Annotated in this window: 18 protein-coding genes and 1 tRNA gene; 12 read left to right on the forward strand and 7 right to left on the reverse strand. The window is 58.2% G+C overall.

Annotated elements, in window-relative coordinates:
* The first annotated feature begins 76 nt into the window (after positions 1-76).
* From CLU84_RS07365 to CLU84_RS07390, 6 genes are all read left to right on the forward strand, one after another.
* Positions 77-388 carry a hypothetical protein gene (locus CLU84_RS07365; RefSeq protein WP_099736634.1) on the forward strand — a complete coding sequence of 104 codons (312 nt, stop codon included), beginning with the start codon at positions 77-79 and terminating at the stop codon, positions 386-388.
* A 48-nt stretch (positions 389-436) separates the two neighbouring features.
* On the forward strand, positions 437-892 hold the full coding sequence (locus tag CLU84_RS07370) for a hypothetical protein (protein WP_099736635.1): 456 nt from the start codon (positions 437-439) through the stop codon (positions 890-892).
* An 845-nt stretch (positions 893-1,737) separates the two neighbouring features.
* Positions 1,738-2,352 (forward strand): recombinase family protein, encoded by a 615-nt coding sequence (locus CLU84_RS07375; RefSeq protein WP_099736636.1) that lies wholly within the window; start codon positions 1,738-1,740, stop codon positions 2,350-2,352.
* A gap of 49 nt (positions 2,353-2,401) precedes the next feature.
* On the forward strand, positions 2,402-3,418 hold the full coding sequence (locus tag CLU84_RS07380; RefSeq protein ID WP_099737920.1) for an alpha/beta fold hydrolase: 1,017 nt from the start codon (positions 2,402-2,404) through the stop codon (positions 3,416-3,418).
* On the forward strand, positions 3,415-5,646 hold the full coding sequence (locus tag CLU84_RS07385; RefSeq protein ID WP_099736637.1) for a bifunctional (p)ppGpp synthetase/guanosine-3',5'-bis(diphosphate) 3'-pyrophosphohydrolase: 2,232 nt from the start codon (positions 3,415-3,417) through the stop codon (positions 5,644-5,646). Before CLU84_RS07380 ends, CLU84_RS07385 begins: the two co-directional genes overlap by 4 nt.
* A 79-nt stretch (positions 5,647-5,725) precedes the next feature.
* Positions 5,726-5,802, forward strand: a tRNA-Val gene (locus tag CLU84_RS07390).
* A gap of 199 nt (positions 5,803-6,001) precedes the next feature.
* On the opposite strand, the gene CLU84_RS07395 is transcribed toward CLU84_RS07390, so the two are convergent.
* The 4 genes from CLU84_RS07395 to CLU84_RS07410 form a co-directional block, all read right to left on the reverse strand.
* Positions 6,002-8,374: a DNA polymerase II gene (locus CLU84_RS07395; RefSeq protein ID WP_099736638.1), complete on the reverse strand. Its 2,373-nt coding sequence runs from the start codon at positions 8,372-8,374 to the stop codon at positions 6,002-6,004.
* 179 nt (positions 8,375-8,553) lie between these two features.
* Complete coding sequence (locus CLU84_RS07400; RefSeq protein ID WP_099736639.1) at positions 8,554-9,969, reverse strand: efflux transporter outer membrane subunit; 1,416 nt, start codon at positions 9,967-9,969, stop codon at positions 8,554-8,556.
* The gene (locus CLU84_RS07405; protein ID WP_099736640.1) at positions 9,966-13,112 is read right to left on the reverse strand and encodes an efflux RND transporter permease subunit; all 3,147 of its coding nucleotides are present in this window, start codon (positions 13,110-13,112) and stop codon (positions 9,966-9,968) included. The genes CLU84_RS07400 and CLU84_RS07405 overlap by 4 nt, the downstream gene beginning before the upstream one ends.
* 64 nt (positions 13,113-13,176) lie before the next feature.
* Complete coding sequence (locus CLU84_RS07410; protein WP_099736641.1) at positions 13,177-14,358, reverse strand: efflux RND transporter periplasmic adaptor subunit; 1,182 nt, start codon at positions 14,356-14,358, stop codon at positions 13,177-13,179.
* 192 nt (positions 14,359-14,550) lie between these two features.
* Between CLU84_RS07410 and CLU84_RS07415 the strand changes: the two genes are divergently transcribed.
* Positions 14,551-15,102, forward strand: a complete 552-nt coding sequence (locus CLU84_RS07415; protein WP_099736642.1) for a TetR/AcrR family transcriptional regulator — start codon at positions 14,551-14,553, stop codon at positions 15,100-15,102.
* A 416-nt stretch (positions 15,103-15,518) separates the two neighbouring features.
* Here the strand turns inward: CLU84_RS07415 and CLU84_RS07420 are convergent, their stop codons facing one another.
* A complete protein-coding gene (locus tag CLU84_RS07420) occupies positions 15,519-16,043 on the reverse strand; it encodes a DUF192 domain-containing protein (protein ID WP_099736643.1) in 525 nt (174 codons plus the stop codon).
* Between the two features lie 351 nt (positions 16,044-16,394).
* Between CLU84_RS07420 and icd the strand changes: the two genes are divergently transcribed.
* Positions 16,395-17,657: an NADP-dependent isocitrate dehydrogenase gene (icd, locus tag CLU84_RS07425; RefSeq protein ID WP_099736644.1), complete on the forward strand. Its 1,263-nt coding sequence runs from the start codon at positions 16,395-16,397 to the stop codon at positions 17,655-17,657.
* Between the two features lie 163 nt (positions 17,658-17,820).
* On the opposite strand, the gene CLU84_RS07430 is transcribed toward icd, so the two are convergent.
* Positions 17,821-18,579, reverse strand: coding sequence for a DsbA family protein (locus CLU84_RS07430; protein WP_099736645.1), 759 nt, complete (start codon positions 18,577-18,579; stop codon positions 17,821-17,823).
* Positions 18,580-18,723: 144 nt separating this feature from the next.
* Between CLU84_RS07430 and CLU84_RS07435 the strand changes: the two genes are divergently transcribed.
* From CLU84_RS07435 to mnmH, 3 genes are all read left to right on the forward strand, one after another.
* Positions 18,724-19,275, forward strand: coding sequence for a TIGR02281 family clan AA aspartic protease (locus CLU84_RS07435; RefSeq protein WP_099736646.1), 552 nt, complete (start codon positions 18,724-18,726; stop codon positions 19,273-19,275).
* A 269-nt stretch (positions 19,276-19,544) separates the two neighbouring features.
* Positions 19,545-20,897 carry a sodium:alanine symporter family protein gene (locus CLU84_RS07440; RefSeq protein WP_099736647.1) on the forward strand — a complete coding sequence of 451 codons (1,353 nt, stop codon included), beginning with the start codon at positions 19,545-19,547 and terminating at the stop codon, positions 20,895-20,897.
* A 403-nt stretch (positions 20,898-21,300) separates the two neighbouring features.
* Entirely contained in the window at positions 21,301-22,353 is a 1,053-nt protein-coding gene (mnmH, locus tag CLU84_RS07450) for a tRNA 2-selenouridine(34) synthase MnmH (protein ID WP_099736649.1), read from the forward strand.
* On the opposite strand, the gene CLU84_RS07455 is transcribed toward mnmH, so the two are convergent.
* Positions 22,354-22,971 (reverse strand): LysE family translocator, encoded by a 618-nt coding sequence (locus CLU84_RS07455; protein WP_099736650.1) that lies wholly within the window; start codon positions 22,969-22,971, stop codon positions 22,354-22,356.
* Between the two features lie 134 nt (positions 22,972-23,105).
* Between CLU84_RS07455 and CLU84_RS07460 the strand changes: the two genes are divergently transcribed.
* Complete coding sequence (locus CLU84_RS07460) at positions 23,106-24,596, forward strand: PLP-dependent aminotransferase family protein (RefSeq protein ID WP_099736651.1); 1,491 nt, start codon at positions 23,106-23,108, stop codon at positions 24,594-24,596.
* Positions 24,597-24,666: the final 70 nt, after the last annotated feature.

Consider the following 24,666-nt stretch of genomic DNA (forward strand, 5'->3'; position numbering starts at 1 on the left):
GGCTGATCGGTGTATGTGTCTGCCTTTGGGTCGTTAGCCAGCTTTGGGACGAGGGTGGTGAGTCAATGGATAAGCCATGGGAAAAGCGCTAAAACTTGCTCTGGCCCTCTCTGTCGCTAGTGTGGCCATGCTCGCCGGTGCTGAGGAAAAGAAGAGGGTGGTCGTCGGTTGTGTCAGCACTGCCAAGACCTGCACCTGCTATGGCGCATCAGGACGGCAAATTGAGACCGATCCCGAGATTTGCCATGCCCGATTTGTGCCAATGGCCGTCATGAAATTTGAGCAGGGCGATATCACCACTCTGGTGACTAAAACCCGGATCAAACCACCTGAACCGGAAAATGATCACTTCCGAAAATCGCCCATTCCTTGGCTGCATGAGCACTGAGGCTGCTTTATGAGTACTGGCTAAACTCGATAGAAGGAGGAAATCAAAATGGCCAGATACATGGCAGAGCAATCGGACAGCACATTTCTTGCGGACGTTCTCAAAATCGCCCTAGGCGTTTTTATAGGTAGCTTGCTTGCTGCGTTCGTTTACACCAAATACATGGCATGGGAGATGAATCGTGCGCTTGGACAGGTCAATACGGCACTGACAAAAGAAACGCAGCGTATGTGGTCTGAGACAAATCAATCAATTCAGCGTACTGAGAGAGCTACGCAGCAGCGGACAGCGGCAGAGCAGATTGAAAAAGACCGCATCTCTGAGCAGGTGCGGCAAAGACAGATTGCTCAACAGCGGGAAGCAGAGCTAGATGCTCGCCGCCAAGTTGCATGGGAGCGCTATTACCAACCTTCTGCAGGGTGCAAAGCAGATTCGTCAACTATGGCATGCGCCAATGCATTTATGGCTGCAAAAAAACGCTTTCTTGAGCAATACCAGGACTAGCCACCATGGTCGGGGTCGGAGATGCTTGGAGAACGTAGTTCTCTGAGCATTTCTGAGCCTGTCCATCTCCGCTATCGCACATTGTTTGATCAGGCAACATGAAAATGAGACTCTTCGAAAATCGCACATTCCTTGGCTGCATTAGCACTGAGCGGCAGACATGGGATTGCTCGGGAAGTGCATCGCACTTTCTGGGCAATTTCAGGGCTAAAGCGCCTTTGTCATCGTCACCTCTGTAAACCACCACCATGGTCGGGGTCGGAGATGGTTGGAGAACGTAGTTCTCTGACCATTTCTGAGCCTGTCCATCCCGGCTATCGCCCCTTGTTGGATCAAGCAGTTAGTGGAAACCTTGAATTTGTTGGGCCGCGTGCGGCACGGCAAATTTGAGGTTGGAGCGTCTCTGTTTCGTCACTCAATCCCTGTGATTCCTCCAGGTCGTGTTTGCTTCGCAGTTTCTGGCCTGCGCATGCCTCGTTTGGGGCAATCTGTTCGCAGTTCGCCTTTTCCCGCGCACCAGACTGTATGCCATGAGACCAATTGCTGGTCAGCGCGCCTGTCATTGGCTTCGCTAGGTCGCTCTGGGTACCGCTTGGCCTTTCCGCATGGCTCGCATGGCATGCTGATGGACGGAACGCAATTACTCTGCAAACCAATGCCGCTGAATCACCCGCCCTGAAAAACAAGGCTGTTTGCGCGGAAGCGCTCCAGTCCCTCAGTAAGTGATTGTGCTCACTTTTTGGTAGCGCATTTCTGCTATGAAAAGAGAGGCGATATAGCTAATCCCAGCTTCAAAAAATGACTATCTCAATAGCATTCAGGCTATCAAAATAAGGGAGAGAAAATTGCTGATTGGATATGCTCGCGTCTCGACAAGGGAGCAAGAAACTTATTTACAGATTGATGCCTTAAATAAGGTGGGGGTATCTCGGATTTATCAGGAAAAAGTAAGTGCGGTAAGTGCTCGTCCGCAGCTTCAGGAGTGTTTAGCTGCGTTGAAGGCTGGTGATGTTCTTGTCGTTTACAAAATGGATCGGATTGCCCGGTCACTAAAAGATTTGCTGACTATTCTGGATTTAATTAGCAGGGCTGGTGCATCTATTAAATCGTTAACAGAGCCTCTTGATACCTCTGGGCCTATCGGAACTTTTATGGTTCAGGTGTTGGGCGCTGTGGCCCAGCTGGAGCGCTCAATCATTCGAGAGCGTGCGCTTGCGGGGCAGGTGGCAGCCTACAACAGAGGTGTTAGGTGGGGTGGAAGTCGTGGCAAGCTCACTGAGGCTCAGCATAGTGAGTTATGTCAGTTAAAAGCGGCTGGGGCGACGTTAAAGCAGTTGATGGCGAGGTACGATATCTCTATGTCGACGGTCTGTCGTTACCTGAATCCAGAAACATCGCGCAACGTCCGCAAAAAGTTGCCTGTACTTGGTGCCTACGTTGATGACTCTGTCAGTGATTGACGATGCGACGACAGCCATTATCGGCCCCGGCTTTCAAAGTGCGCTCTCCATGAATCAACCTACGCTGAATTACGTATCGTGTCCCGGAGCTTCTGCAGTGGCTCCCACCTGGGCCAGTGCCCAGCGCAGAAAAGAGATTGAGGCGGTGCCCGAGGGCATGCACCGCATGGCGTACTGGGAGTGGAACAACACGGGCAATGCCGCACATCCGCATGTCATCGTCTGCGTGCACGGCCTCTCGCGCCAGGGGCGTGATTTTGATGTGCTGGCAGCCACACTCAGCCGCTTTGCCCGTGTGATCTGCCCCGATGTGGCGGGCCGTGGCGAGAGCGACTGGCTGGCTGACCCCATGGCTTATCAGGTACCGATGTACGCCGCCGACATGCTGGCGCTGTTAGCCCAGTTGCATGCGCAGGCACCGATCGAGACGCTGGACTGGGTGGGCACCAGTATGGGCGGGCTGATTGGCATGGGCATCACCGGCCAGCCTGGTCTACCGCTGCCTGTTTCGATGCGGCGCATGGTGCTCAACGATGTGGGGCCGGTCATTGAGTGGGCATCGCTGGAACGCATTGGCTCTTATGTGGGAAAAAGCTTGCAATTTCCCAACTTTGAGAGCGCCGCAGCCGCCATGCGCCAGATATCTGAGGGGTTTGGACCGCATACCGATGAGCAGTGGCGCAAACTCTCGCAAGCCATGGTTAAACCGAATCCCCAAGGCGGGGTGGTGCTGCATTACGACCCGAAAATATCTGCACCTATGGCGCTGATGACCCGTGAGACGGCGCAGGCGGGTGAGACCTTGCTCTGGCAGCTGTATGACCATATTCAGGCACAAGTTTTGCTTGTTCGTGGTGCAGATTCTGACCTACTCTCTGCAAATACTGCTCAGGCCATGGCCGGGCGTGGCCCCAAGGCGCATCGCACGGAACTGGAAGGCGTAGGCCATGCTCCAACGCTGGTCGCGCCGGGGCAGGTGGCGTTGATACGAAAGTTTTTACAAGGGGAGAAGGGTTTGCCGGCAAGCATCAGTCTTGCACAGCAAGCTCAAGAGGAAGCTGAATGAAGACCAGCGATAACGCAACCCAAGTCTCTGACGCCGCACCCAAGATTACGGAGCCGACGCCGCATCTGATCATGGCCACCTCGGAAATGCTTCCCGAGCAGGCCAATGCCCTGGAGCGTGCGCGTACATTTGCCGAGCCGCTGATTGCCGGTGAAGTCATGGAGACCGGGGAGAACACCCTGGCTCATGCTGATGCGGTGGCCGCCATTCTCAAGAAGATTGGCGGCTCTGAAACCATGCAGGCGGCCATTTATCTGGTGCATGCCAGCGTGCACCTGAACAAGCCGCAGGAAGTTATTGCCAAGGCCTTTGGCGACAATTTCGCCACTTTGGCGGTGGAAACCATCAAGCTCATCCGCGTGCAACAGCAGGCGCGAGATGCCGAGTTGAGCACCCAGCATGTGGACGGCATTGCGACTCAGACCGAGAACGTGCGCAAGATGCTGCTGGGCTTTTCGCGTGATCTGCGTGTGGTGTTGCTGCGCTTGGCATCGCGTCTTCAGACGCTGCGCTATTACGCCGCTGAAAAAAGTGTGGTCTCGCCCAGCATTGCGCGTGAGGCTCTGTATGTCTTTGCGCCACTTGCCAATCGCCTGGGCATCTGGCAGATCAAGTGGGAGCTGGAAGATCTGTCTTTCCGCTTTCTGGAGCCAGACACCTATCGCCAGATTGCCCGCCTTTTAGATGAGAAGCGGGTAGAGCGAGAGCTTTATATGGAGCAGATGCGCGGTCGGCTTGAGGCTGATTTGCGCGCCCACAGCATCAGCGCTTCAGTGCAGGGCCGCCCAAAGCATATCTATAGCATTGCCAAGAAGATGCGTGGCAAGTCGCTGAGCTTTGATCAGCTCTTCGACATTCGCGCCATGCGCGTCATCGTGCCTACGGTCAAGGATTGCTATGCAGCGCTGTCCTGGGTGCATGAGCAATTCACACCGCTGGAAAAAGAGTTTGACGACTACATCGCCAAGCCTAAGCCGAACGGCTACCAGTCACTGCATACCGTGGTGCGCGATGAAACCGGTCGCACGATTGAAATTCAGATCCGCACGCAAGCCATGCACGACCATGCTGAGCATGGCGTGGCCGCGCACTGGGCCTATAAAGAGGCAGGCACCAAGGGCTATGCTGGCGTGTCGGCATCCAGCGAGTACGACGCCAAGATTGCCGTGCTGCGCCAGTTGCTGGCCTGGGGCAGTGATCTGACAGGCTCCGCCCAGCGAGGCCTGTTTGAAGACCGTATCTATGTGCTGACCCCCGATGCCGCCGTGATTGAGCTGCCGCAGGGAGCTACGCCAGTGGACTTTGCCTACTCCGTACACACAAGCCTGGGTCATCGCTGTCGCGGTGCGCGGGTTGATGGTGTCATGGTGCCGCTGAACACGGCGCTGGAAAGCGGGCAGACCGTAGAGATCAACACCGCCAAAGAAGATCGTCCTTCACGGGACTGGCTCAATGCGGACCTGGGTTATCTGGTCAGCAACCGCGCCAAGGCCAAGGTGCGCGCCTGGTTCAATGCTCAGGCCACGCATGAGACCGTATCGCGCGGTCGTGAATCCGTTGAAAAGCTGTTGCAGCGCGAAGGCAAGACGGCCGTCAAGCTGGAAGAACTAGCGGGTTTGCTCGGTTTCAAATCGGCTGATTCATTGTTTGAAGTGGTTGGCAAAGACGAGTACTCGCTGCGTAATATCGAAGCCGTACTTCGCCCTAGCGAAGAAGTGCCTGAGGAAGAGTCCTTCATTCCTGTGCGCAAGGCGCGAGGCCATGACTCATCCAGAGGTGGCGTTCTGGTCGTGGGGGTTGACTCTCTCATGACGCAACTGGCCAAGTGCTGCAAGCCTGCTCCACCCGATGACATCGGCGGCTTTGTGACGCGCGGCAAAGGCGTGAGCGTGCACCGCTGCGATTGCAGCAACTTCCGCGAGATGGCTGCCAAAAGCCCTGAGCGCGTAATCGAAGTTGATTGGGGGCAACCCAAGAATGTGGAAAAGGGCGGCCCGGTCTATCCAGTCGATGTCGCCGTAGAAGCAGCCGACCGACAAGGCCTGCTGCGCGATATCTCGGATGTATTTGCGCGAGAGAAGACCAATGTAATCGGTGTGCAGACTCAGTCCGTAAAGGGCACTGCCTGGATGACATTCACGGTAGAGGTCGCTGACTCCGGGCGTTTGAACAAGGTGCTGGGTATTGTGGCCAACGTATCGGGGGTGCGCTCGGCAAGGCGGCGCTGATTGCAATCATGGGCAAGAAAGTTTTCGCTCTCAAAAAATGAGTGGAAAACCCGTGCTACAATTGCTTCATCAACGAAACAGGCGCGTAGCTCAGCTGGTTAGAGCACCACCTTGACATGGTGGGGGTCGTTGGTTCGAGTCCAATCGCGCCTACCAAATATCGCAAGCTAAACCAGAGCTTGCAGCAAAAATGCCCGCTAACAAGCGGGCATTTTTGTTTATGCGGTATGGAAACAGTGTGCGGAAAGCGGTGCACAAACAAAGACGTTTGCTACGTTTTTCAATGAAGCTGCTAACCACCTTGATAAGGCGCTTTTTCAAATTCACTGAAGGCTATAGTGCTTCTGCCTTGTGTCTAGAACAGTTCTTGCTGGGAAGAGGTCAGCATGGTGAAGCTTTCCCCCAAAGGAACCAAAATTGAATCTGCAATAGGTTGAATCTGTTTGCTCAGGTAGTGCTCGTAGTCGATACGTGAGCGCCGTATTTCCAAGGGCTCGGGGCCATTTTTTGTAATGACGTACTGGATCCAGCCCCCGCTCTGATATTGCGTCGAGCGGCCTATGCTGATGTTGTATTCGTCGGCAATCCGGGCGGCTCGCACCTGGGGCGGAACATTGGCCACATAGGCATCCAGACGATGCCTCAGACGTTTACGGTAGATGAGTAGATCGTCTTTCTTGCCTGCCAGTGTGGATTGGGCGTATTCGAAGACGAACTCTCTATAGGGCGTGCCTTGAAAAACTCGCGAGAGCAAGCCTTCCTGAAACTGCCGCGCCAGCGGTGTCCAGTCGCTGCGAGCCATCTCCAGGCCACGGTAGACCATGGCCTCTTTGCCCATCGCATCCACACTGAGTCCCGCGTAGCGTTTTTTGCTGCCAACGTCTGAGCCCCGTATGGTGGGCATGAAGAATTTCTTGTAATGGGTGTCGAACTCGATCTCTAGAAAGCTTTCCAGGTCTTGCTCCTGGCGCAAGGTCTGCGTCCACCAAGCGTTGATGTCTTGGGCAAGCTCAGCAGAGACTGCATGCGCTTCTTCGTTGGAATGGGTGCGCTTGAGCCAGATAAAGATGGAGTCCGTGTCCCCGTAGATGACCTCGTAGCCACGCTTCTCCACAAAATCACGCGTCACTTTCACCATCTCATGTCCACGTAAGGTGATGGCTGAAATCAGATCCGGGTTGAAGAAGCGGCACTCCGATGCACCCAATACGCCAGCGAACGAGTTCATCACCAGCTTGAGCGCCTGCGATAGCGGCTCGTTCTGGGTACGTTTGGCTTCGTCACGGGCACGCCAGAGTGTGCTCACGATTTCCGGCAGGCAATGCTTCTCACGAGAAAACAGCGTACCTCTTGGGCCTTTGATGAACCGGTCTGGCTCATCCGCATGTTGCCCTTCTGCCAGACCCACGGGATCCACCAGAAAGGTACGAATGATTGAGGGATAAAGGCTCTTGTAATCCAGCACAACGACTGAGTCGTAAAACCCGGGCTTGGAGTCCATCACATAGCCACCGGGCGATGACTTGCCCTGCACATCTCCCACGTTCGGTGCCACATAGCCCATGCGATGCATGCGTGGCAGATAGTGGTGACTGAAGGCCGCGATGGAGCCACCGAAATGATCGAGTTGCAGACCCGTGGCGTGGGCACGCTCCATTGCAAACTGCAGCAGCTTGGTTTTCTCAAAAATGCGCAGCACCAACTCGCAATCGCGGATATTGTAGGAGGCCAGGGCGGGCTTGTCTTCCTGATAACGCCGCTCAATCTCCGCCATCTTGTCGTATTCGCTGCCGATTTCCTTGCCTTCGCCAAGCAGCTTTTGCGCCACGTTCTCTAGGCTGAATGACGGAAAGCTCCAGACCGCAGCTCTGAGCGCTTCAATGCCATCGATCACCGCTCGGCCAGGCATGGGCGCGAACAGATAGCCTTGCTTGCCAGGATGTGTTCTCCATGCAATGGGTTTGCGCTCTCGTCCCAGCAAAAGTGGCGTTGTGCAATCGTCAGCTGTTTTTTGCAGCACATGCAGGTCAAACTGAATGACATTCCATCCAATGATCACATCAGGATCATTGCGCTCAAACCATGTATTGAGCTGCTCGATCATGGCCTTGCGCGTGGCGCAATAGATCAACTCAAAGTCAGGTGATTGCACGGACTCAACAGGAGGTTCGCCCAACATGAACACCACGCGCTCGGCCATGCCATCAAGTGCAATGGAGTAAAGATCCTGGTGCTGGCTGGTCTCGATATCCAGTGAGACCACTTTCAGCGTGGGTCTGAAATCGGGTGCTGGCAACAGCTTGCAGTCAATCAGTGCAGAGTTCTCGAAGCGACCACCTTCCAGCATCACACCAGCGGTAATAAAACGCTCCATCAAATAGCGTTCGTGTGGCCTGACATCCGCTTCCAGCAGCGATATACCCTGTGGCTGCAGTGTGCGTGCCAACCGGCTTAACTGGCGAAAGTGCTTGGCATAGACTCCCAGCACAGGCTGCTGCTGAAAGCTCTTAAGCGCCAGCTCCCGCAACTCAATCTCTACCCCTTTGGGAAGCTGTGCCAGTACCGCTGCTTCGTGCCGTTGCTCGACAAAAGCCACCGAAGTCTGCGCAGACACAAGCACCTTCAGCGGGCCGGAATCTGTCGCCAGCCAATACTCAATCTCGGAGCCTGCGGCCGTGTCCCGCCAATTGCGAGTCAGGATAAAGCCTTGACGGTTGTTGGAGGGCACGAGCGATGGGGTAGCAGGAGGTTGATCGGATTGACCCTCAGGCTATCGCAGTTCGCGTGGGCAATCGAGCAAGCAACCCACTTTTATTGAAATCGCTACCGGAACACTCCGCGCACATGTGCAAGCAGCTGTCTGTGTGACTTTTGCAGAGCACCCATAGCGAGCGGCGTTCCAGATGCTCAGTAATACAAACCAGAATGGCCTTGCCAGCCACCACCAAGTGCCTTAAACAAGGCTACCAGGGCCATTTGCCGTTGCGCGCTGACCTCGATCAGCGCCATCTGCTGGGTAAAGTCAGTGCGCTGTGCGTCCAAATAGCGCAAATGGCTGTCCACTCCGGCGCGATAACGCAATTCGGCCAATTGACGCGTGTTAGTGCTGGTCCGGACCAAGCGTTGACGAGCGCTCTCTTCCCGTCTCAACGTATCGACAGCGACCAGCGCGTCACTGACTTCGCGAAACGCCGTCTGAATGCTGCGCTCATACGTGGCCACCGCCATGTCTTTGCGCAGCTGCGCGATTTCCAGATTGGCCTGATTGCGTCCGCCATCAAAAATAGGCAGGCTGATCTGCGGCATGAAGGACCATGCGCGTTGAGCACCGTCAAAGAGGCCGGAAAGCTCTGCGCTGCCAGACCCATAGGAGCCGGTCAGCGAGATGCGTGGAAAGAACGCGGCCCGTGCCGCGCCGATGCTCGCATTGCGTGACCTGAGCTGGTACTCGGCCGCGCGGATGTCCGGGCGCTGAACGAGCAGATCGGAAGGCATGCCTGCAGCGATCTCCTGCACCAAAGGCGTAGAACTCAGCTCCGATTCGGCCTGCACCACGCCGTCACCGACCAGCCAGCTCAAGGCGTTGCCAGCCTGACGCAGCTCGCGCTCGAAGCGTTCGACATCGGCACGTGCAAGCTCTACCAAGCCTTGGGTTTCTTGCTCGTCCAGACGGCTGGCTGTACCTACCTTATGGCGCTCGCTCACGAGTTGCCACTCCTTTTCACGCGCCTGTACTGTGCGAAGTGCCAAGGCCTTGCGCTGCCTTGCACTGTCTTGTGAGAGCGAGGCCTGAATCACTTCTGCAATCAGGCTGATCTGCACGCTGCGCGTAGCCTCCTGCGTGGCAAGGTATTCCATTTGCGCCGCCTCGGACAAGGACTGCACGCGACCGAACAGATCCAGCTCGAACGCCATCAGCCCCGCATTGATCTGATAGTTGCTCTGAACGGTTGAGCCACCCGTGCCGCTCAGGTCAGCAGGCTGGCGCTGACGACTGCCGCTGGCTTGCGCACTTACTGCGGGCAACTGGTCCGCGCGCTGCACGCGGTAGGCCGCGCGCGCAGCCTGCACATTGAGCAATGCCTGGCGCAAGTCGCGATTGTTCACCAGCGCTTTGTCGATACGCGCGCGCAGGCGTTCGTCGGTTACGAAATCCTCCCATTGCAATGCCGTGGCCGTTGCGGTGCCAGGCGAAGCTGGCGTACTCCATGTGCCAGGGATGGGTGCGGCGGGCCTTTCGTAGGTGGGCGCAAACGAGCAACCTGCCAGCGCGATGACCATGAGCGAAAGCGCCGCTCTTCGCATTGGGACATGCGCGCTCATACAGATTCTCCTTCGGAGGTGTTGTTTTTCACTTCGGATTTGGGGTTGCGCTTGCGCCATAGCGACAGCACAAACACGAAGAAAATGGGGACAAACAGCACGCCCAGCAGCGTGGCGCTGATCATGCCGCCGATCACCCCGACGCCAATGGCAGTCTGGCTGGATGCACCCGCACCTGTGGCTAACGCCAGAGGCACCACACCCAGAATGAAGGCCAACGAGGTCATCACAATCGGGCGAAAGCGCAAACGTGCTGCCTGCAGTGCAGAGTCCACCAGCGAGTGGCCGCGTTCATGAAGATCCTTGGCGAACTCCACAATCAGAATGGCGTTCTTTGCGGCAAGACCGATGATGGTGATCAAGCCCACCTTGAAGTACACGTCATTGGACAGGCCGACGGCCGAAGTCGCCAGCACCGAGCCCAGTGCACCGATGGGCACGATCAGCATGACTGCGGCGGGAATGCTCCAGCTTTCGTACAAGGCCACGAGCAGCAGGAACACCACCACAATGGCCAGTGCAAAAAGCTTGGGTGCCTGCGCGCCTGCAGCCTTTTCCTGGTAGGACAGTGCGGTCCATTCATAGCCTATGCCTGCTGGCATCTCGCCCATGATGCGTTCGAGTTCGGCCATGGCTTCACCCGTGGTGTGACCAGGCTTGGCATCCCCCGCAATGCGGAAGGCCGGGTAGCCGTTGTAGCGCGAAATCTGCACCGGCCCCATCTCCCAGTTCACCGTAGCAAAAGAGGCAAGCGGCACCTGCTGCCCCTGAGAGTTGGGCACATACAGACGCAGTAGGTCTTCAGGCGTCATGCGCGATTTCGTATCGGCCTGCACCACCACGCGCTGCAGACGACCCGCATTCGGAAACTCGTTGATCACCGCCGACCCGTAAGCCGTGGAAAGCGCCGCGCTGATGGTCGCAAAGCTCACGCCCTGAGCCTGGGCCTTGCGGCGGTCGATATCCATGCTCAACTGCGGGGCGTCTTCGAGGTTTTCCATCATGGCGTAGGCAATCACCGGCGACGCGTTGGCTTTCTTCAGCAGCTCGTCACGTGCGGCAATCAGTGCCTCGCGGCCCAGACTGGCGCGGTCTTGCAGCCGCAGCGAAAAGCCACCGGAATTGCCGAGACCATCAATGGCCGGAGGCTCCACAGCCATGGCCGCGCCATCCGACAGACTGCCAAAACGCTGGTTGAAAGCCTGAACTTCGTCTGAAGCTGCCTGTCCGGCACCGCGCAGCGACCAGTCCTTGAGGGTGACAAATGCCATCGCCGCGTTCTGTCCCATGCCCGAGAAGCTGTAGCCCATGAGGAACTCTGTCTGCGCCGTGGCAGGACGACTTTGCACAAATGCCTCCATGTCACGCACCACGGCTGTGGTTCGGGTTTCGGTCGCGCCGGGCGGCAGCTGCACGCTGACGATGTAGTAACCCATGTCTTCGGTCGGCACGAAGGACTCCGGCATGCGTGTATAGGCAAAGCCCAGCCCGCCCACAATGGCGACGTAGATGAGCATGTAGCGGCCCGCGCGCTTGACCAGCCGCTGATTGAGCAGCGAAAAATGCTCGGTAAGCTTTTCGAAGTAGCGATTGAACCAGCCGAAAAAACCTTTCTTCTCTTCATGGTGCCCCTGGGGGATGGGCTTGAGCAGCGTGGCGCACAGCGCGGGAGTGAAGGTCAGCGCCAGCAAGCCCGAGAACAAGATGGACACCGCCAGCGACAGCGAAAACTGTCGGTAGATCACGCCCACCGAGCCGCCCATGAAGGCCAGCGGCAGAAACACCGCCACCAGCACCAGCGTGATGCCGACAATGGCACCTGAGACCTGCTGCATGGCCTTCACGGTGGCAGCCAGTGGCGATAGTCCTTCCTCGGCCATGATGCGCTCGACGTTCTCGACCACGACGATGGCGTCGTCCACCAGAATGCCGATGGCCAGCACCATGCCGAACATGGTCATCATGTTGACCGAGAAGCCCAGCGCATACATCACCGCCAGCGTGCCCGCCAGACACACGGGGACCACGATGGTGGGGATCAAGGTATAGCGCAGGTTCTGCAAGAACAACCACATCACCAGAAACACCAGCACCACGGCTTCGATCAGCGTCGTGATCACCTTGCTGATGGCCACCTCGACGAAGCGGGAGGTGTCATAGGGCACGGTGTGCTGAATATCGCTGGGGAAATTTTTCGACAGCTCGTCCAGTCGTTCCTTGACTGCCTTGGCGGTCTTCAGGGCATTGGCACCGGGTGCGAGCTGTACAGCCGCAGCCACACCTTTGTGGCCATCCTCGCGCGAGGCAAAGCTGTAGTCGAGCTGGCCCACCTCGAGACGAGCCACATCCGCCAGATACACCACCGAGCCATCGGCCTTGGCGTTCAGCACGATCTGTCCGAACTCCTCGGGCGAGCTCAACGTGCCCTTGACCGCGATGGTCGCGCTCAGTTCCTGATCTGAAGAACCCGGTTGACTGCCGAAGCTGCCTGCCGGTACCTGCGCATTCTGCGCGGCGATGGCCGCGTTCACATCTGCCACCGACAAGCCGTAGCCCAGCAGCTTCTGAGGATCTATCCAGACCCGCATGGCCACATCGGCACCAAAGAACTGCACCTTGCCAACACCGGGCACTCGGCGAATCTCGTTATTGATATTGCGTACCGCGTAATCCGACAGCCGGACTTCGTTCTTGCCGCTATCGTCGCCCTTGTAGGTCAACGAGTAGATCAGCAGAAAGCTGGCGCTGGCTTGCTCGACCTGCAGGCCCATCTGCATCACGGACGAGGGCAAGCGCGCCTCGGCTTTTTTGATGCGGTTCTGCACTTCCACCTGAGCCAGTGCGGGATCGATGCCCGGCGCGAACGTGGCCGTGATTTCAGCCAGTCCCGTGGAGCCGCTGGACGAATCGAAATAGAGCAGGCCCTTGGTGCCATTGAGCTCTTCCTCAATGACGCTGGTGACCGACTCCATGACCGTGGTGGCCGAAGCCCCCGGATAGGTTGCCGAGATGGAAATTTGCGGCGGAGCGACGTTTGGAAACTGCGCCACAGGCAGCATCGGAATCGCCAGCAATCCGCCGAGCAGGATGAAGATCGCCACGACCCAGGCAAGCTTGGGGCGATCAATGAAGAACCGGGACATTGTCTATCCTTGTACAGGGCGGGTATTTTGTTCAGTCAGCATTCGGCATGCAGGGGTTTTCTGCTCAATTTTTTGTAGCATCAACTCTGTCTTTTGCGGCGTCTGCCACTTTGTTTGTCTCGGCTCTCACTTGCACCTTGGTACCGGGCACAGCCGCAGCCAGACCGCCCACCAGAACACGGGCGTTCGCCTTCAAACCATTGGTGATATGCCATTCAGCGCCATACATGGCCGCCGTGGTGACGGGCTGGGACTGCACAGTGTTCTGCTCATCTAGGACCAGTACATGTGCTGCTCCATCGCTGCCGCGCTGCACTGCACGCTGCGGAACAAGGATGGCGCTGGGCTCCTCTCCCTGACTCACAGTCACACGCACAAACATTCCGGGCAGCAGCAAACCGTCCTTGTTGGGAAACTCGCCGCGCAGCGAAAGCTGGCCGGTACCGCGATCCACGGTCACATCGGAGAAAAGCATCCGCCCCTGGCGCGCTTCATCCATGCCGTCCGCCACCAGCGTGAGGGGCGTGCTCTGCCTTGCAGCACCACCATTCAGATGCTGAGCGCGCAAACGTGTGGCCAGCGCTGCGGGCTGGCGAAAGTCTGCATAGATCGGATCCAGCTGCTGGATTACCGCCATCGGTGTGGCCTCGCCTTGACCGACCAAGGCACCTTCCGTCACCAGTGCTCGGCCAATACGGCCCGAGATGGGCGCCTTCACCGTGGCGTAGTCCAGGTTCAGGCGTGCCGTTTCCACATCGGCCTGAGCCGATTGACGCAAGGCCTTGGCGCTATTCAACGTGGCCTTGGCGGTATCGAAATCCTGACGGCTTACCGCATCCTGAGTGACCAGCGGCTCATAGCGGCGCACCACGGACTGTGCATCCAGCAACGCTGCTTCGGTCCGCGCCAGCTCGCCCTGCGCACGCGCCAGTGCCGCACGCAGCGGGGCCGGGTCGATGTTGAACAGCACATCGCCGGCCTTCACGTCTGCCCCTTCCTTGAAGTGGCGGCTCAGCACAATGCCGGGCACTCTGGCGCGCACTTCCGCCACGCGCACAGGCTCGATACGCCCGGGGAGTTCATTCGTAAGCGTTAGCGACCTGGTCTTGATAGTCACGACATCCACCACCGGCAACTCTTGCGATGGCCCCTCAGCGTCGTTCTGAATGCATCCCGCCAACGCCATTGCGGCTACCACTGTGGCGAGGGCTGGCCATCTGCGCATTTCCCGGCTTCTTGTCTTCATGGCTTTTGCGCCTTGTCAAATCTAGAAAGACGCGGATGATGCACGAAGATACTTATTGAATCAATTTTGATTCAATAAGACCTTTTAAGATTCAAGTGATATAGGTGCTACTTAAACTCCGTAGCTGAGAGCAATAGCTTGGCTGCTTGAATCAAAATAGGTTCATAAATATCCGACCCAACCGGAGCCACGATGAAAACAACAGTTCCTCACGAAAATTCCGCAATACTTCCCCCGCTGGCATTGGCACTGGTCAATCAGCCACGTGCCACCTTGCAGGAACTGGCCACGGCCATCGGCATCAGCAAGGCCACGCTTTACCGGTTCTGCCCCACGCGGGATCTGCTGATCAAGCGCCTGCTCGACCAAAGCCTGCGCACACTTGACGATGCGCTGGATGAGGCACTGATCGATGAAGGACCTGTGCTCGAAGCCCTCAGGCGGCTCAATGCCAAACACCTTGAGCACCGCGAATTCACGCTGTTTCTGACCTATTACTGGAACGAAGTCGACAAACCAGTAGAGGAGACTGCGGCCTGGGAGCCCAAGGTCGATGCGTTTTTCCTGCGTGGCCAGCAAGAAGGCGTGTTTCGTATCGATTTCAGTGCGGCAACGCTGACCGAGCTTTGGTTAGGAACGCTGATTGCACTGATTGATGGCGAGCGCAGAGGGCGCATACCACGGGCCGCATTGGCTCAGTTGGCAGAACAAGCTCTTTTGCATGGAGTCATTCGCAAGGATTGAGTCGCTCCGGTTTGTGCAACGCCTGCGTAATGAACCTCTGTGCGCAGCAAGGGCTGTTACTAACGCCACTTATTCACGAAGCGCGCGCAGATGAGCGCCGCAGCCACTTTCATAGCGCTTTGTGAATGTCCACGTGCCTTTCAAAGCGGATTCGCAGTTTGCCAAAGCAGGGAAGCATCAGCACGTTTTCTCCACCACCCAGCGAGCTTGCCAAGTCGTTCGCTGCTTTCGATGTCCTGCTGTCGCAGGAGCGAGCGGCCGCGTTTTTCATCGTGGATCAGCGCTTGTATCCATGGATGCTCCCTGTAGATGCAACAACGCCCTTTGATTGTTGATGTGCTGAGGTAAGGTAAATTTCGAATGAAATCAGCCTCAAGCCCAATCGTTAAAAGAGCTCATAGCTACCAAATCAGAAGTTACTGGCGATTGAACGGCGCGCCGCCGAGCTTGGCACCAGCTTGTATGCCGCGCTTGGCAAACCAGCCCTTATTCATTTCCAGCACATAGCGCACGGGCTTGGCCGAGCAGTGGGAGTCGTCGCTCATGGGCTTCATGTCGGCCAGGTTGACGATGGTGCCGTCGTCGGCCACAAAGGCGGCGGTGAGTGGCAGCAGGGTGTTGCGCATCCAGAAGCATTGCACGCCGGGCACGTCGAAGATGAAGAGCATGCCTTCTTGCTGGGGCATCTCTTTGCGGAACATGAGCCCGATCTCACGCTGCTGGGGCGTCTGGGCGAGTTGTGTGTCGATACGGTACATGCCGGCGGTCAGGTCCACGCGGCGCAGGTTCATTTGTGGCTGGCCTTCATCGCGGGCCATGGCGGGCGTCATGCTGCTCACACTGGCAAGGGCGATCAGGGCAGTCGATGCCAGAGCGAGCCAGCGGGCGCGGGAGCTTTTTTGAGTGCGTTGGGGAGAGGTCTTGTCGAGAGAGTTCTTCATAAGCCTTGCATGCCAGACAGGAGATCGAAAACCAGAAGCAGAAACATGTTCTCACGCGCCATGCACGGAAAGCCTGTATCGCTTTCTATTTTGCAGGCGTTGTGGTCGCAGGCTGCTGCGCTCAAGCGGTTTTGAGCAATTTTTTGCAGCGCTGCGGTGACCGGTTTTTATACGGTTATTCTTAAGATTGACTGAGTAGGGCGGGTAAGTGATGCCTGCTCTTTGCACTCAAAACGTGATTCCTGCACCAATCTGGGTGGAGGCTGGCGCAGAGATGCCAAAATCGAGGTCAAGACAAGCACCAGCAAGGTGCGCCGCCGCACAGTATTCAAGATCAGGAGATTTCACAGCATGAGCCAGACCCAGCACATTCAGCTTCCGCCCCAAGGCGAGAAGATCACCGTCAATGCGGACAAGACGTTGAACGTTCCTGACCAGCCCATCGTTCCTTTTATTGAGGGTGATGGCGTCGGTGTCGATGTGACGCCGGTGATGCGCAAGGTGGTCGATGCTGCAGTGGCCAAGGTCTATGGCAGCCAGCGCAAGATTGCGTGGATGGAAGTGTTTGCGGGCGAGAAGGCCGTGCGCACCTATGGCCCCGATGTGTGGCTGCCCGAAGAGACGGTCGCTGCCGTGCGCGACTACGCCGTGTCCATCAAAGGCCCGCTGACTACGCCTGTGGGCGGCGGCATTCGTTCGCTGAACGTGGCGCTGCGCCAGGAGCTTGACCTTTATGTCTGTCTGCGCCCCGTGCAGTATTTCAAGGGCGTGCCTTCACCGCTGAAGGAGCCTGAGAAGACGAATATGGTGATCTTCCGCGAGAACTCGGAAGACATTTACGCGGGCATCGAGTATGCGGCTGGCAGCGAGAAGGTAAAAAAGCTCATCGACTTTCTGGCTAAGGAGCTGGGCTCCAGCAAGATTCGCTTTCCCGAGACTTCGGGCATTGGCATCAAGCCCGTGTCACGCGAGGGCACGGAGCGACTGGTGCGCAAGGCGATTCAGTACGCCATTGACCACGACAAACCCAGCGTGACCTTGGTGCACAAGGGCAACATCATGAAGTTCACGGAAGGCGCTTTCCGTGACTGGGGCTACGCGCTGGCGCAGCGCGAGTTCGGTGCCGAGCTGATGGATGGCGGCCCCATGTGCCGTATCAAGAATCCGAAGACGGGCAAAGACATCATCATCAAGGATTCGATCACCGACGCCTTCTTGCAGCAGATTCTGATGCGCCCGGCCGAGTACTCGGTGGTGGCTACGCTCAACCTGAACGGCGATTACATCTCCGACGCGCTGGCCGCGCAGGTGGGCGGTATCGGCATTGCGCCTGGCGCCAATATGTCGGAGACGATTGCCTGCTTTGAAGCCACGCACGGCACGGCACCGCGCTATGCGGGCAAGGACTATGTGAACCCCGGCTCCATGATTTTGTGCGCCGAGATGATGCTGCGCCACATGGGTTGGCGCGAGGCGGCAGATCTGATTGTGCAAGCGCTGGAAAAAGCGATTCTGAGCAAGCATGTGACCTATGACTTCGCCCGCCTGATGGATGGCGCGACGCAGGTGTCGTGCTCGAAGTTTGGTGATGTGGTCATTTCCATGATGGACTAGCCAAGTTACCCCCTGAGGGGTTGCGCGCCTTCCCCCAAGGGGGACGACGCCATCGCCGCGAGGCGGCTCTTGCTTGGCGTCTCTGACTTGGTGCGTGCCGGTTTTTAGCGGTGTGTATCAAAAAAACAGCCCCGACGGGGCTGTTTTTGTTGCGAGCTGACGATCAGCGCTGGGGTAGCTCGCAGCCGTCAGGGCCGCAGCTGGGGTCTGCATCACCGGCTTGCTGTGGGTTGAGGGCGGCGATTTGCTCTACCCATTCGGCCAGTTGCTGCTTCCAGCCAGCGACATCGCCCAGCCACTCGCCCAGTTCAAGGCGCTGCACGGCGCGCTGACCAGGTTGTTCGGGGTGATCAAACTCCAGCGCCAGAGTGGGGAAGCCCTGACCCTGAACCATGCCCAGCCACTGGCGGCTGTCGGCAATGTGTTCATGGGTGGCTGCGCCGCTTTGCTCGGCGTAGGCGGGGTCATAGGCAGCGCTTTCCAGGCCGATGCTGGCGGCCAGCTCGCGCAGTACGGCGGGGTCGCTGATGCGGCGGCCGTCCACGTAATGGGCTTTTTGCTGGGCAGACAACATTTCCAGGCCTTTACCGGCGAGCGCTTCAGCAGCGAGCAGGGCGGTGGTGGGGGGCTCGGAGTCGAGTGGCGCGCCGATGTCGTTCAGCAGGCCGTTGAAGTAGGCATCGCCAAAGGGCTGGCCGGTCATTTCGGCAATGCGCTGGTCGCTAGCCATGACTTTTTCGCGCCAGTCGGCGGTGATGGTGCGGGTGTGGTCGCCCGTCAGCATGCCGCCTGCGTGCCATTGAACCTGAATGCCAGGCACTTCGCGTGCGGCTTTGACCAGCGGTGCGGCGGCGTAGCACCAGCCGCACAGTGGATCAAAAATGTAATGCAACACCAAGGCGGCAGGGGTGGATGTAGTCATGGGCGGGATAGCCTTAAAGGCCTGCAAAAGTACGAACAGTCTTCAATGTAAAGGCTGTGTCAAAGGCGTTGCTGTCATCTGCATGATGACCCTGGCGGTGATCTTGGCAAAATGGGCGCATCGTCACTTGCCTGATTTTTACCTATGCGCATGAATGTCACGCCACCACCGCGTTCGCCCCAAAAAAACGAGCCCACGCCGCAGTCCGTTGCCCGGCGCAGCACTTTTCTGTTTTTGCTGTTCTGGCTGGTGGTGATGGGGGGCATGTATCTGGCCATGCAGCATTTTGTGAAGCCCGCGCAGGCCAAAGTCATGGCCGATGGGGCGGTGCGCATTGAGCGCGGTATGGATGGTCACTTTCGTGTCAAAGGCTATGTGAACGATCAGCCCGTGACCTTTCTGGTCGATACCGGCGCATCTTCTGTCAGCGTGACCGATGTGCTGGCGGACCGTGCAGGGCTGGAGGGCGGCGAGAAGGTGCGCTTTCGCACCGCCAACGGCGAGCGCGACGGCCGCATTGTGGTGGCGGACGAGGTACGCATTGCCAGTCTGCGCGTGCGCGATGTGCGCGTGGGAACGGGCTACACCGGTGAAGATAGCGACGACGCGCTGCTGGGCCAGAACTTTCTGCGCTTTTTTGATGTGCAGATGAGCGGCGATGAAATGCTGCTGCGCCCGCGCAAGTCGGCTCGCTAACTGGGGTGCAGAGTGGGGCGCAGAGCCATTGACACAGCGCGCTGTTCACGTTTGTACGGTGGCAGGCCGTTTTTGCCTGTAAGCCATGTCTGACTGGATTAAAGTAGGCCGCTTTGCCAACCGGCAAACAGAACAGGCGCGTTACGCCGCAGACTTACACGGTTCGCGGTGGCTGGTGTGCCCTCCATGCTCATGAGTGAAAGACATGTTCCGGGACTGTTGCCATTTAATGGACTGCGCGCCAGATGGCGTGCGGCGGACGACACTCAATGGACTGGTTAACCCAACTCTTCAAGACCCTCAACGACGTTGTCTGGGGCGTTCCCATGATCGTGCTGATTCTCGGCACGGGCTTTTATCTTCAGATTCGACTGGGCTTCATGCCGCTGCGCAATATCGTGCGTGGCTTTCGCATGATCTGGCGTAGCCGCCGCCCCGGCGACAAGGCTGATGGCGACATCACACCTTATGCCGCGCTGATGACGGCGCTGTCTGCCACGGTGGGCACGGGCAATATTGCCGGCGTGGCCACAGCGATTGCCGTGGGCGGCCCCGGTGCCTTGTTCTGGATGTGGATGACCGCACTGCTTGGCATGGCCACCAAGTACGGTGAAGTGGTGCTGGCAGTGAGGTACCGCGAGAAAAACGACCACGGCCAGTGGGTTGGCGGCCCCATGTACGCCATCAAGAATGGTCTGGGCCGCAAGTGGAAGTGGCTGGGCACGCTGTTTGCCTTGTTCGGCGGCCTAGCTGGTTTTGGCATTGGCTCCATGGTGCAGTCCAACGGCATTGCATCGGCCATGCATACCGCTTTTGGTCTGGAAAACTGGGTGACCGGCGTGGCGCTGGCTGTGATGACCGGCGCTGTGGTGTTGGGCGGTATCACCCGCATTGGGGCGGTGGCTGAAAAGCTGGTTCCGGCCATGTGCGTTGCCTATGTCGTTTGCGTGCTGTATGTGCTGGGCGTGTATGTGGACCGCATTCCTGCGGCCTTTGCGCTGATCTTTGAGCAGGCCTTCAACCCCACGGCGGCGACAGGTGGCTTTTTGGGGTCGACCGTGCTGATGGCGATCCGCATGGGTGTGGCGCGCGGTATTTTCTCGAATGAAGCGGGCTTGGGCACCGCCGGTATTGCACAGGCCGCTGGTGCCACGCGCGACCCGGTGTTCTCGGGCCTGGTCGGCATGATGGGCACGTTCATCGACACTATCATCGTCTGCACCATGACCGGTCTGGCCATTGTGGTCAGTGGTGTCTGGCACTCGGGTGCCACGGGTGCGGTGCTGTCTACTCAGAGCTTTGAGGCCGCCATGCCGGGTATTGGCAAATATGTGCTGGCCATTTGCCTGTCTGTGTTTGCCTTCACCACCATTCTGGGCTGGGCCTATTACGGTGAAAAGTGCTGGACTTATCTGGTTGGCACTGTCTGCGAAAAGCCTTTCCGCATCTTCTGGACCATCAGCGCCTTTGTGGGTGCCGTGGCGACGCTGGACTTTGCATGGCTGGTGGCTGATACGCTGAATGCGCTGATGGCGATTCCGAATCTGATCTCTTTGCTGCTGCTCTCGCCTGTGATTGTTCAGCTCACCAGCGAATACTTTGCGCGCAAAGAAAATCAATAATCACTTTTGATAGCTGCTGGCGCTTGATAGATAAGCGATAGCGGCCATTTATCTGTAAAAATTCTTTTGACAGGGCGCTGGTGTGCAAGCATCAGCGCCCTGTGCGGTTTTGGGCGCGCCTGGCTGATGGCGGCGGCTGCATCTGCGAAAATGCATGTTTTCAGGGAATGGCCGCAGCCCACAAGGCGCTTGCGGCTGTGGTGCGTATCGAGGCTCGATCCACGCCCTGGCTTCGTGGCCTGCCTAGCGCTGTCTTGTGACAGCCGCCGCAGGTTTTTCATGTTGCCGAGCATCGAGTCAGATCGCCCGCGATCACCGCCTTCATCCGCCTGACCTCTGCCCGACTACACGCCATTGCCCGGCGGCCTGCAGGCCGCATGGGCGCAGCCATGGATAGTCTGCCGTGTCCCACCGCCAGCCCGTTCGCGTTCCCGAACGCCACCAGTACGCAGCCCTGATTGACGCCCGTTCGCCCGGCGAGTTTGCGCTGGACCACATTCCCGGTGCCATCAACTGCCCTGTGCTCAGCGATGCAGAGCGCGCCGAGATTGGCACCATCTACAAGCAGGTCAGCCCGTTTGAGGCCAAGCGCTTGGGCGCAGCCTATGTCGCGGCCAATCTGGCGCGCCATCTGCGCGAAACCTTTGCCGACAAGCCTGCCAACTGGAAGCCGCTGGTCTATTGCTGGCGCGGCGGTCTACGCAGTGGATCCATGGTGACCTGGCTGCGTCTGGTGGGCTGGGACGCGCAGCAGCTCGCCGGTGGCTACAAGTCTTTTCGCGGCCATGTGATCGAGCAGCTTGAAACGCTGGTGCCCCAGTTGCAGATGCGCGTGCTGTGCGGCGCAACGGGCTCGGCCAAGACCCGTGTGTTGCATGCGCTGGCCGAAAGCGGCGAGCAGGTGCTGGACCTGGAAGGCTTTGCCAGCCACAAGGGCTCGCTATTGGGCAACTTGCCCGGCATTGAGCAGCCCAGCCAGAAGCGCTTTGAGACCCTGATTGCCGAAAAGTTGGAGCAGTTTGACCTGTCTCGCCCCGTCTATCTAGAAGGCGAGAGCGCCAAGATTGGCCGTGTTGGCCTGCCGCTGGTGCTGGTGTCGCACCTGCACAAGGCCCCCGTCATTGAAGTGCGTGCTACTGAGTCTGCACGCCTGTCCTTTCTGCTGCGCGACTATGCGTATCTGGGCGATGAGCCCGATGCGCTGGCCGACAAGCTGGGCTGGCTCAAAGAGCTGCATGGCAATGTCGTGATCAGCCGCTGGCAGGAATGGGCACGTACCAAAGAGCTATCGCCCTTGTTTGAGGAGCTGATGCTGCGCCACTACGACCCGCATTACGAGCGCTCCCAGTCCAATCATTTTGACCAGTGGCCCGTGCGCAAAGTGCTGGAGACCGATGACCTGTCTGACGCCGGCATTCAACGACTGGCGCAGCAAGTCGTGGCGCTGGAGTCTTGATCAGGCAGGTTCCATAAAAATCGGCACCAGTGACAGCAGCAGCAGGCCTGCCATCACGCCGTTAAAGGTTCGCAGCGCCTGCGGTGTGCGCAGTGCGCGGCCTACGGTGCTGCCAAACAGTGTCCAGACGCTGATGCTGGGGAAGTTGATGACCCCCATGACCAGTGCCGACAGCATTAGGTTGCTAAAAAAGCCATCGCGGGGCGTATAGGTGGCCACAATGCCAATGGCCATGATCCAGGCCTTGGGATTGACCCACTGAAACGCCGCCGCCTGCCAGAAGCTGAAGGGGTGCTTGCCAGATTGCCCCTGATCCACGCCGCCAGCGCGTGCAATCTTCCAGGCCAGCCACACAAGATAGGCCGCACCCACATATTTGAGCAGGGTGTAGATGCGCGGCTCGGCCTCGAACAGCTTGCCCAGGCCTGCGCCAATCAGCAGCACCATGATGACCACGCCCATGCAGATGCCCAGCATGTGGGGCATGCTGCGGCGGTAGCCAAAGGTGGCACCGGAGGCAGTGAGCATTACATTGTTGGGTCCGGGCGTGACGGAGCTGACAAAGGCAAACATGGCCAGTGGCAGTACAAACGACAGGGATTCGGGCAGCATTTGCATGGTGGTGGCTTGGCGTTGAAGCGGTGAGTGCGCTCAATGCTAAGCGGCGAAATCAGTACAGTAGCGGTACACTTTGCCATGCCAGTTGATGAGCTGGCCTGCTTGTGCAACCCTGACAGTTGAAGGCTTCATCCATGCTCGATTCCAAATCAGAACCTGCGGCAACGGCTTTAGCCACCACCGCCTTATCCGCTTCCGTCAGTCTGGGCTGGCAGCCCATGCGCGCAAGTTCCATAGGGCTGGCCGAGCAACTGGTTGAGCATTTCGGGGCGCTGGTGCGCAATCACGGCTTGCGGGCCGGTGTGCGTCTTCCCTCCGTACGGGCGCTGGCTGAGAGCGCAGGCGTAAGCCGCGACACCGTCGTGCAGGCCTATGACAGGCTGGCCGCACAGGGCTTGATTGTGTCGCGCCGAGGCAGCGGTTTTTATGTGGCGGCCCAGCGTTCGGTGACGGCACCAGCAGAACCGGCAAAATCCGCATCGCCTCAGGTGGTGGAGTTTGATACTTCCTATCTGCTCAGAGGCATTTTTCGCGAGAGCGGAGATGGCACGACCAATGCCGGCTGCCTGCCGGGCAGCTGGATGGATCAGGGCCTTATTACCGGTGCCATGCGCGCCATTACGCGCCAGGGCTCGCGGGCCGAACAAAGCCTGCTCAGCTACGGCGTGCCGCAGGGTTTTGTGCCGCTGCGCCAGCATATTGCGTCTTACTTGCAGGCCCAGGAAGTGCCAGCCCACCCTGAGACTCATCTGATGACCGTAGGCGGCGTCACACAAGGGCTGGATCTGATCGTGCGCTGTTTTCTGCGCCCCGGCGATACCGTGCTGGTGGAAGACCCGGCCTGGTTTTTGATCTTCGGGCGGCTGAAATACATGGGCGTTAACGTTGTTGGCGTGCCGCGCCTGCCCGGTGGCCCCGATGTGGTGGCGCTGGAATCGCTGGCGCAGGCCCATAAACCCAGGCTTTTCATCCTCAACACGGTCGTTCACAACCCCACAGGCTTGAGCCTGTCTGCCGGTGTGGCCCATGAAGTGCTGCGCATTGCTGAGCGCCATGATTTTCTGCTGGTGGAAGACGATACCTACGCCGATTTTCTGGGTGCCATGCCGCTGCGGCTGGCGGCCATGGACAGGCTACGGCGCGTGATTTTGGTGGGCGGTTATTCCAAGACCTTGTCGGGAGGCCTGCGCGTAGGCTATATCGCAGCCAAGCCCGACTATGTGCATCGCCTCACGGACATGAAGCTGCTGTCGGGCCTGACTTCATCGCTGCCCGCCGAGCAAATCGTTCACCATATTCTGGCAGATGGCTCTTACCGCAAGCATGTTGACCGCCTGCGAGAACGTGTGGACCGAGCGCGCATTCGTTGCCTGCGCAAGCTCGAAGCCATTGGCTGCTATGCCGAGCATGAGCCTGTGGCTGGCACCTTTGCATGGGTCGATTGCGGTGTGGACACTGAGGTGCTGGCGCGGCAGGCGGCGCTGAGCAATCTGCTGCTGGCGCCGGGCGTGCTGTTTTCACCCCAGCAAGCCACCAGCCGCATGCTGCGCGTGCCCGTGGCCATGGCTGACTATGCGGCACCGTGGAAGATGCTGGAACAAATCCTCAAGCAGTTGCGCCCATAGCCGTTAAAGCTATCTCAAAGTGCTTGTCGTGCATTCACGATTGATAACAATCACAGGGCTGTGGCGTGAT

The sequence above is a fragment of the Comamonas sp. 26 genome (assembly GCF_002754475.1).
Lineage (GTDB): Bacteria > Pseudomonadota > Gammaproteobacteria > Burkholderiales > Burkholderiaceae_C > Comamonas.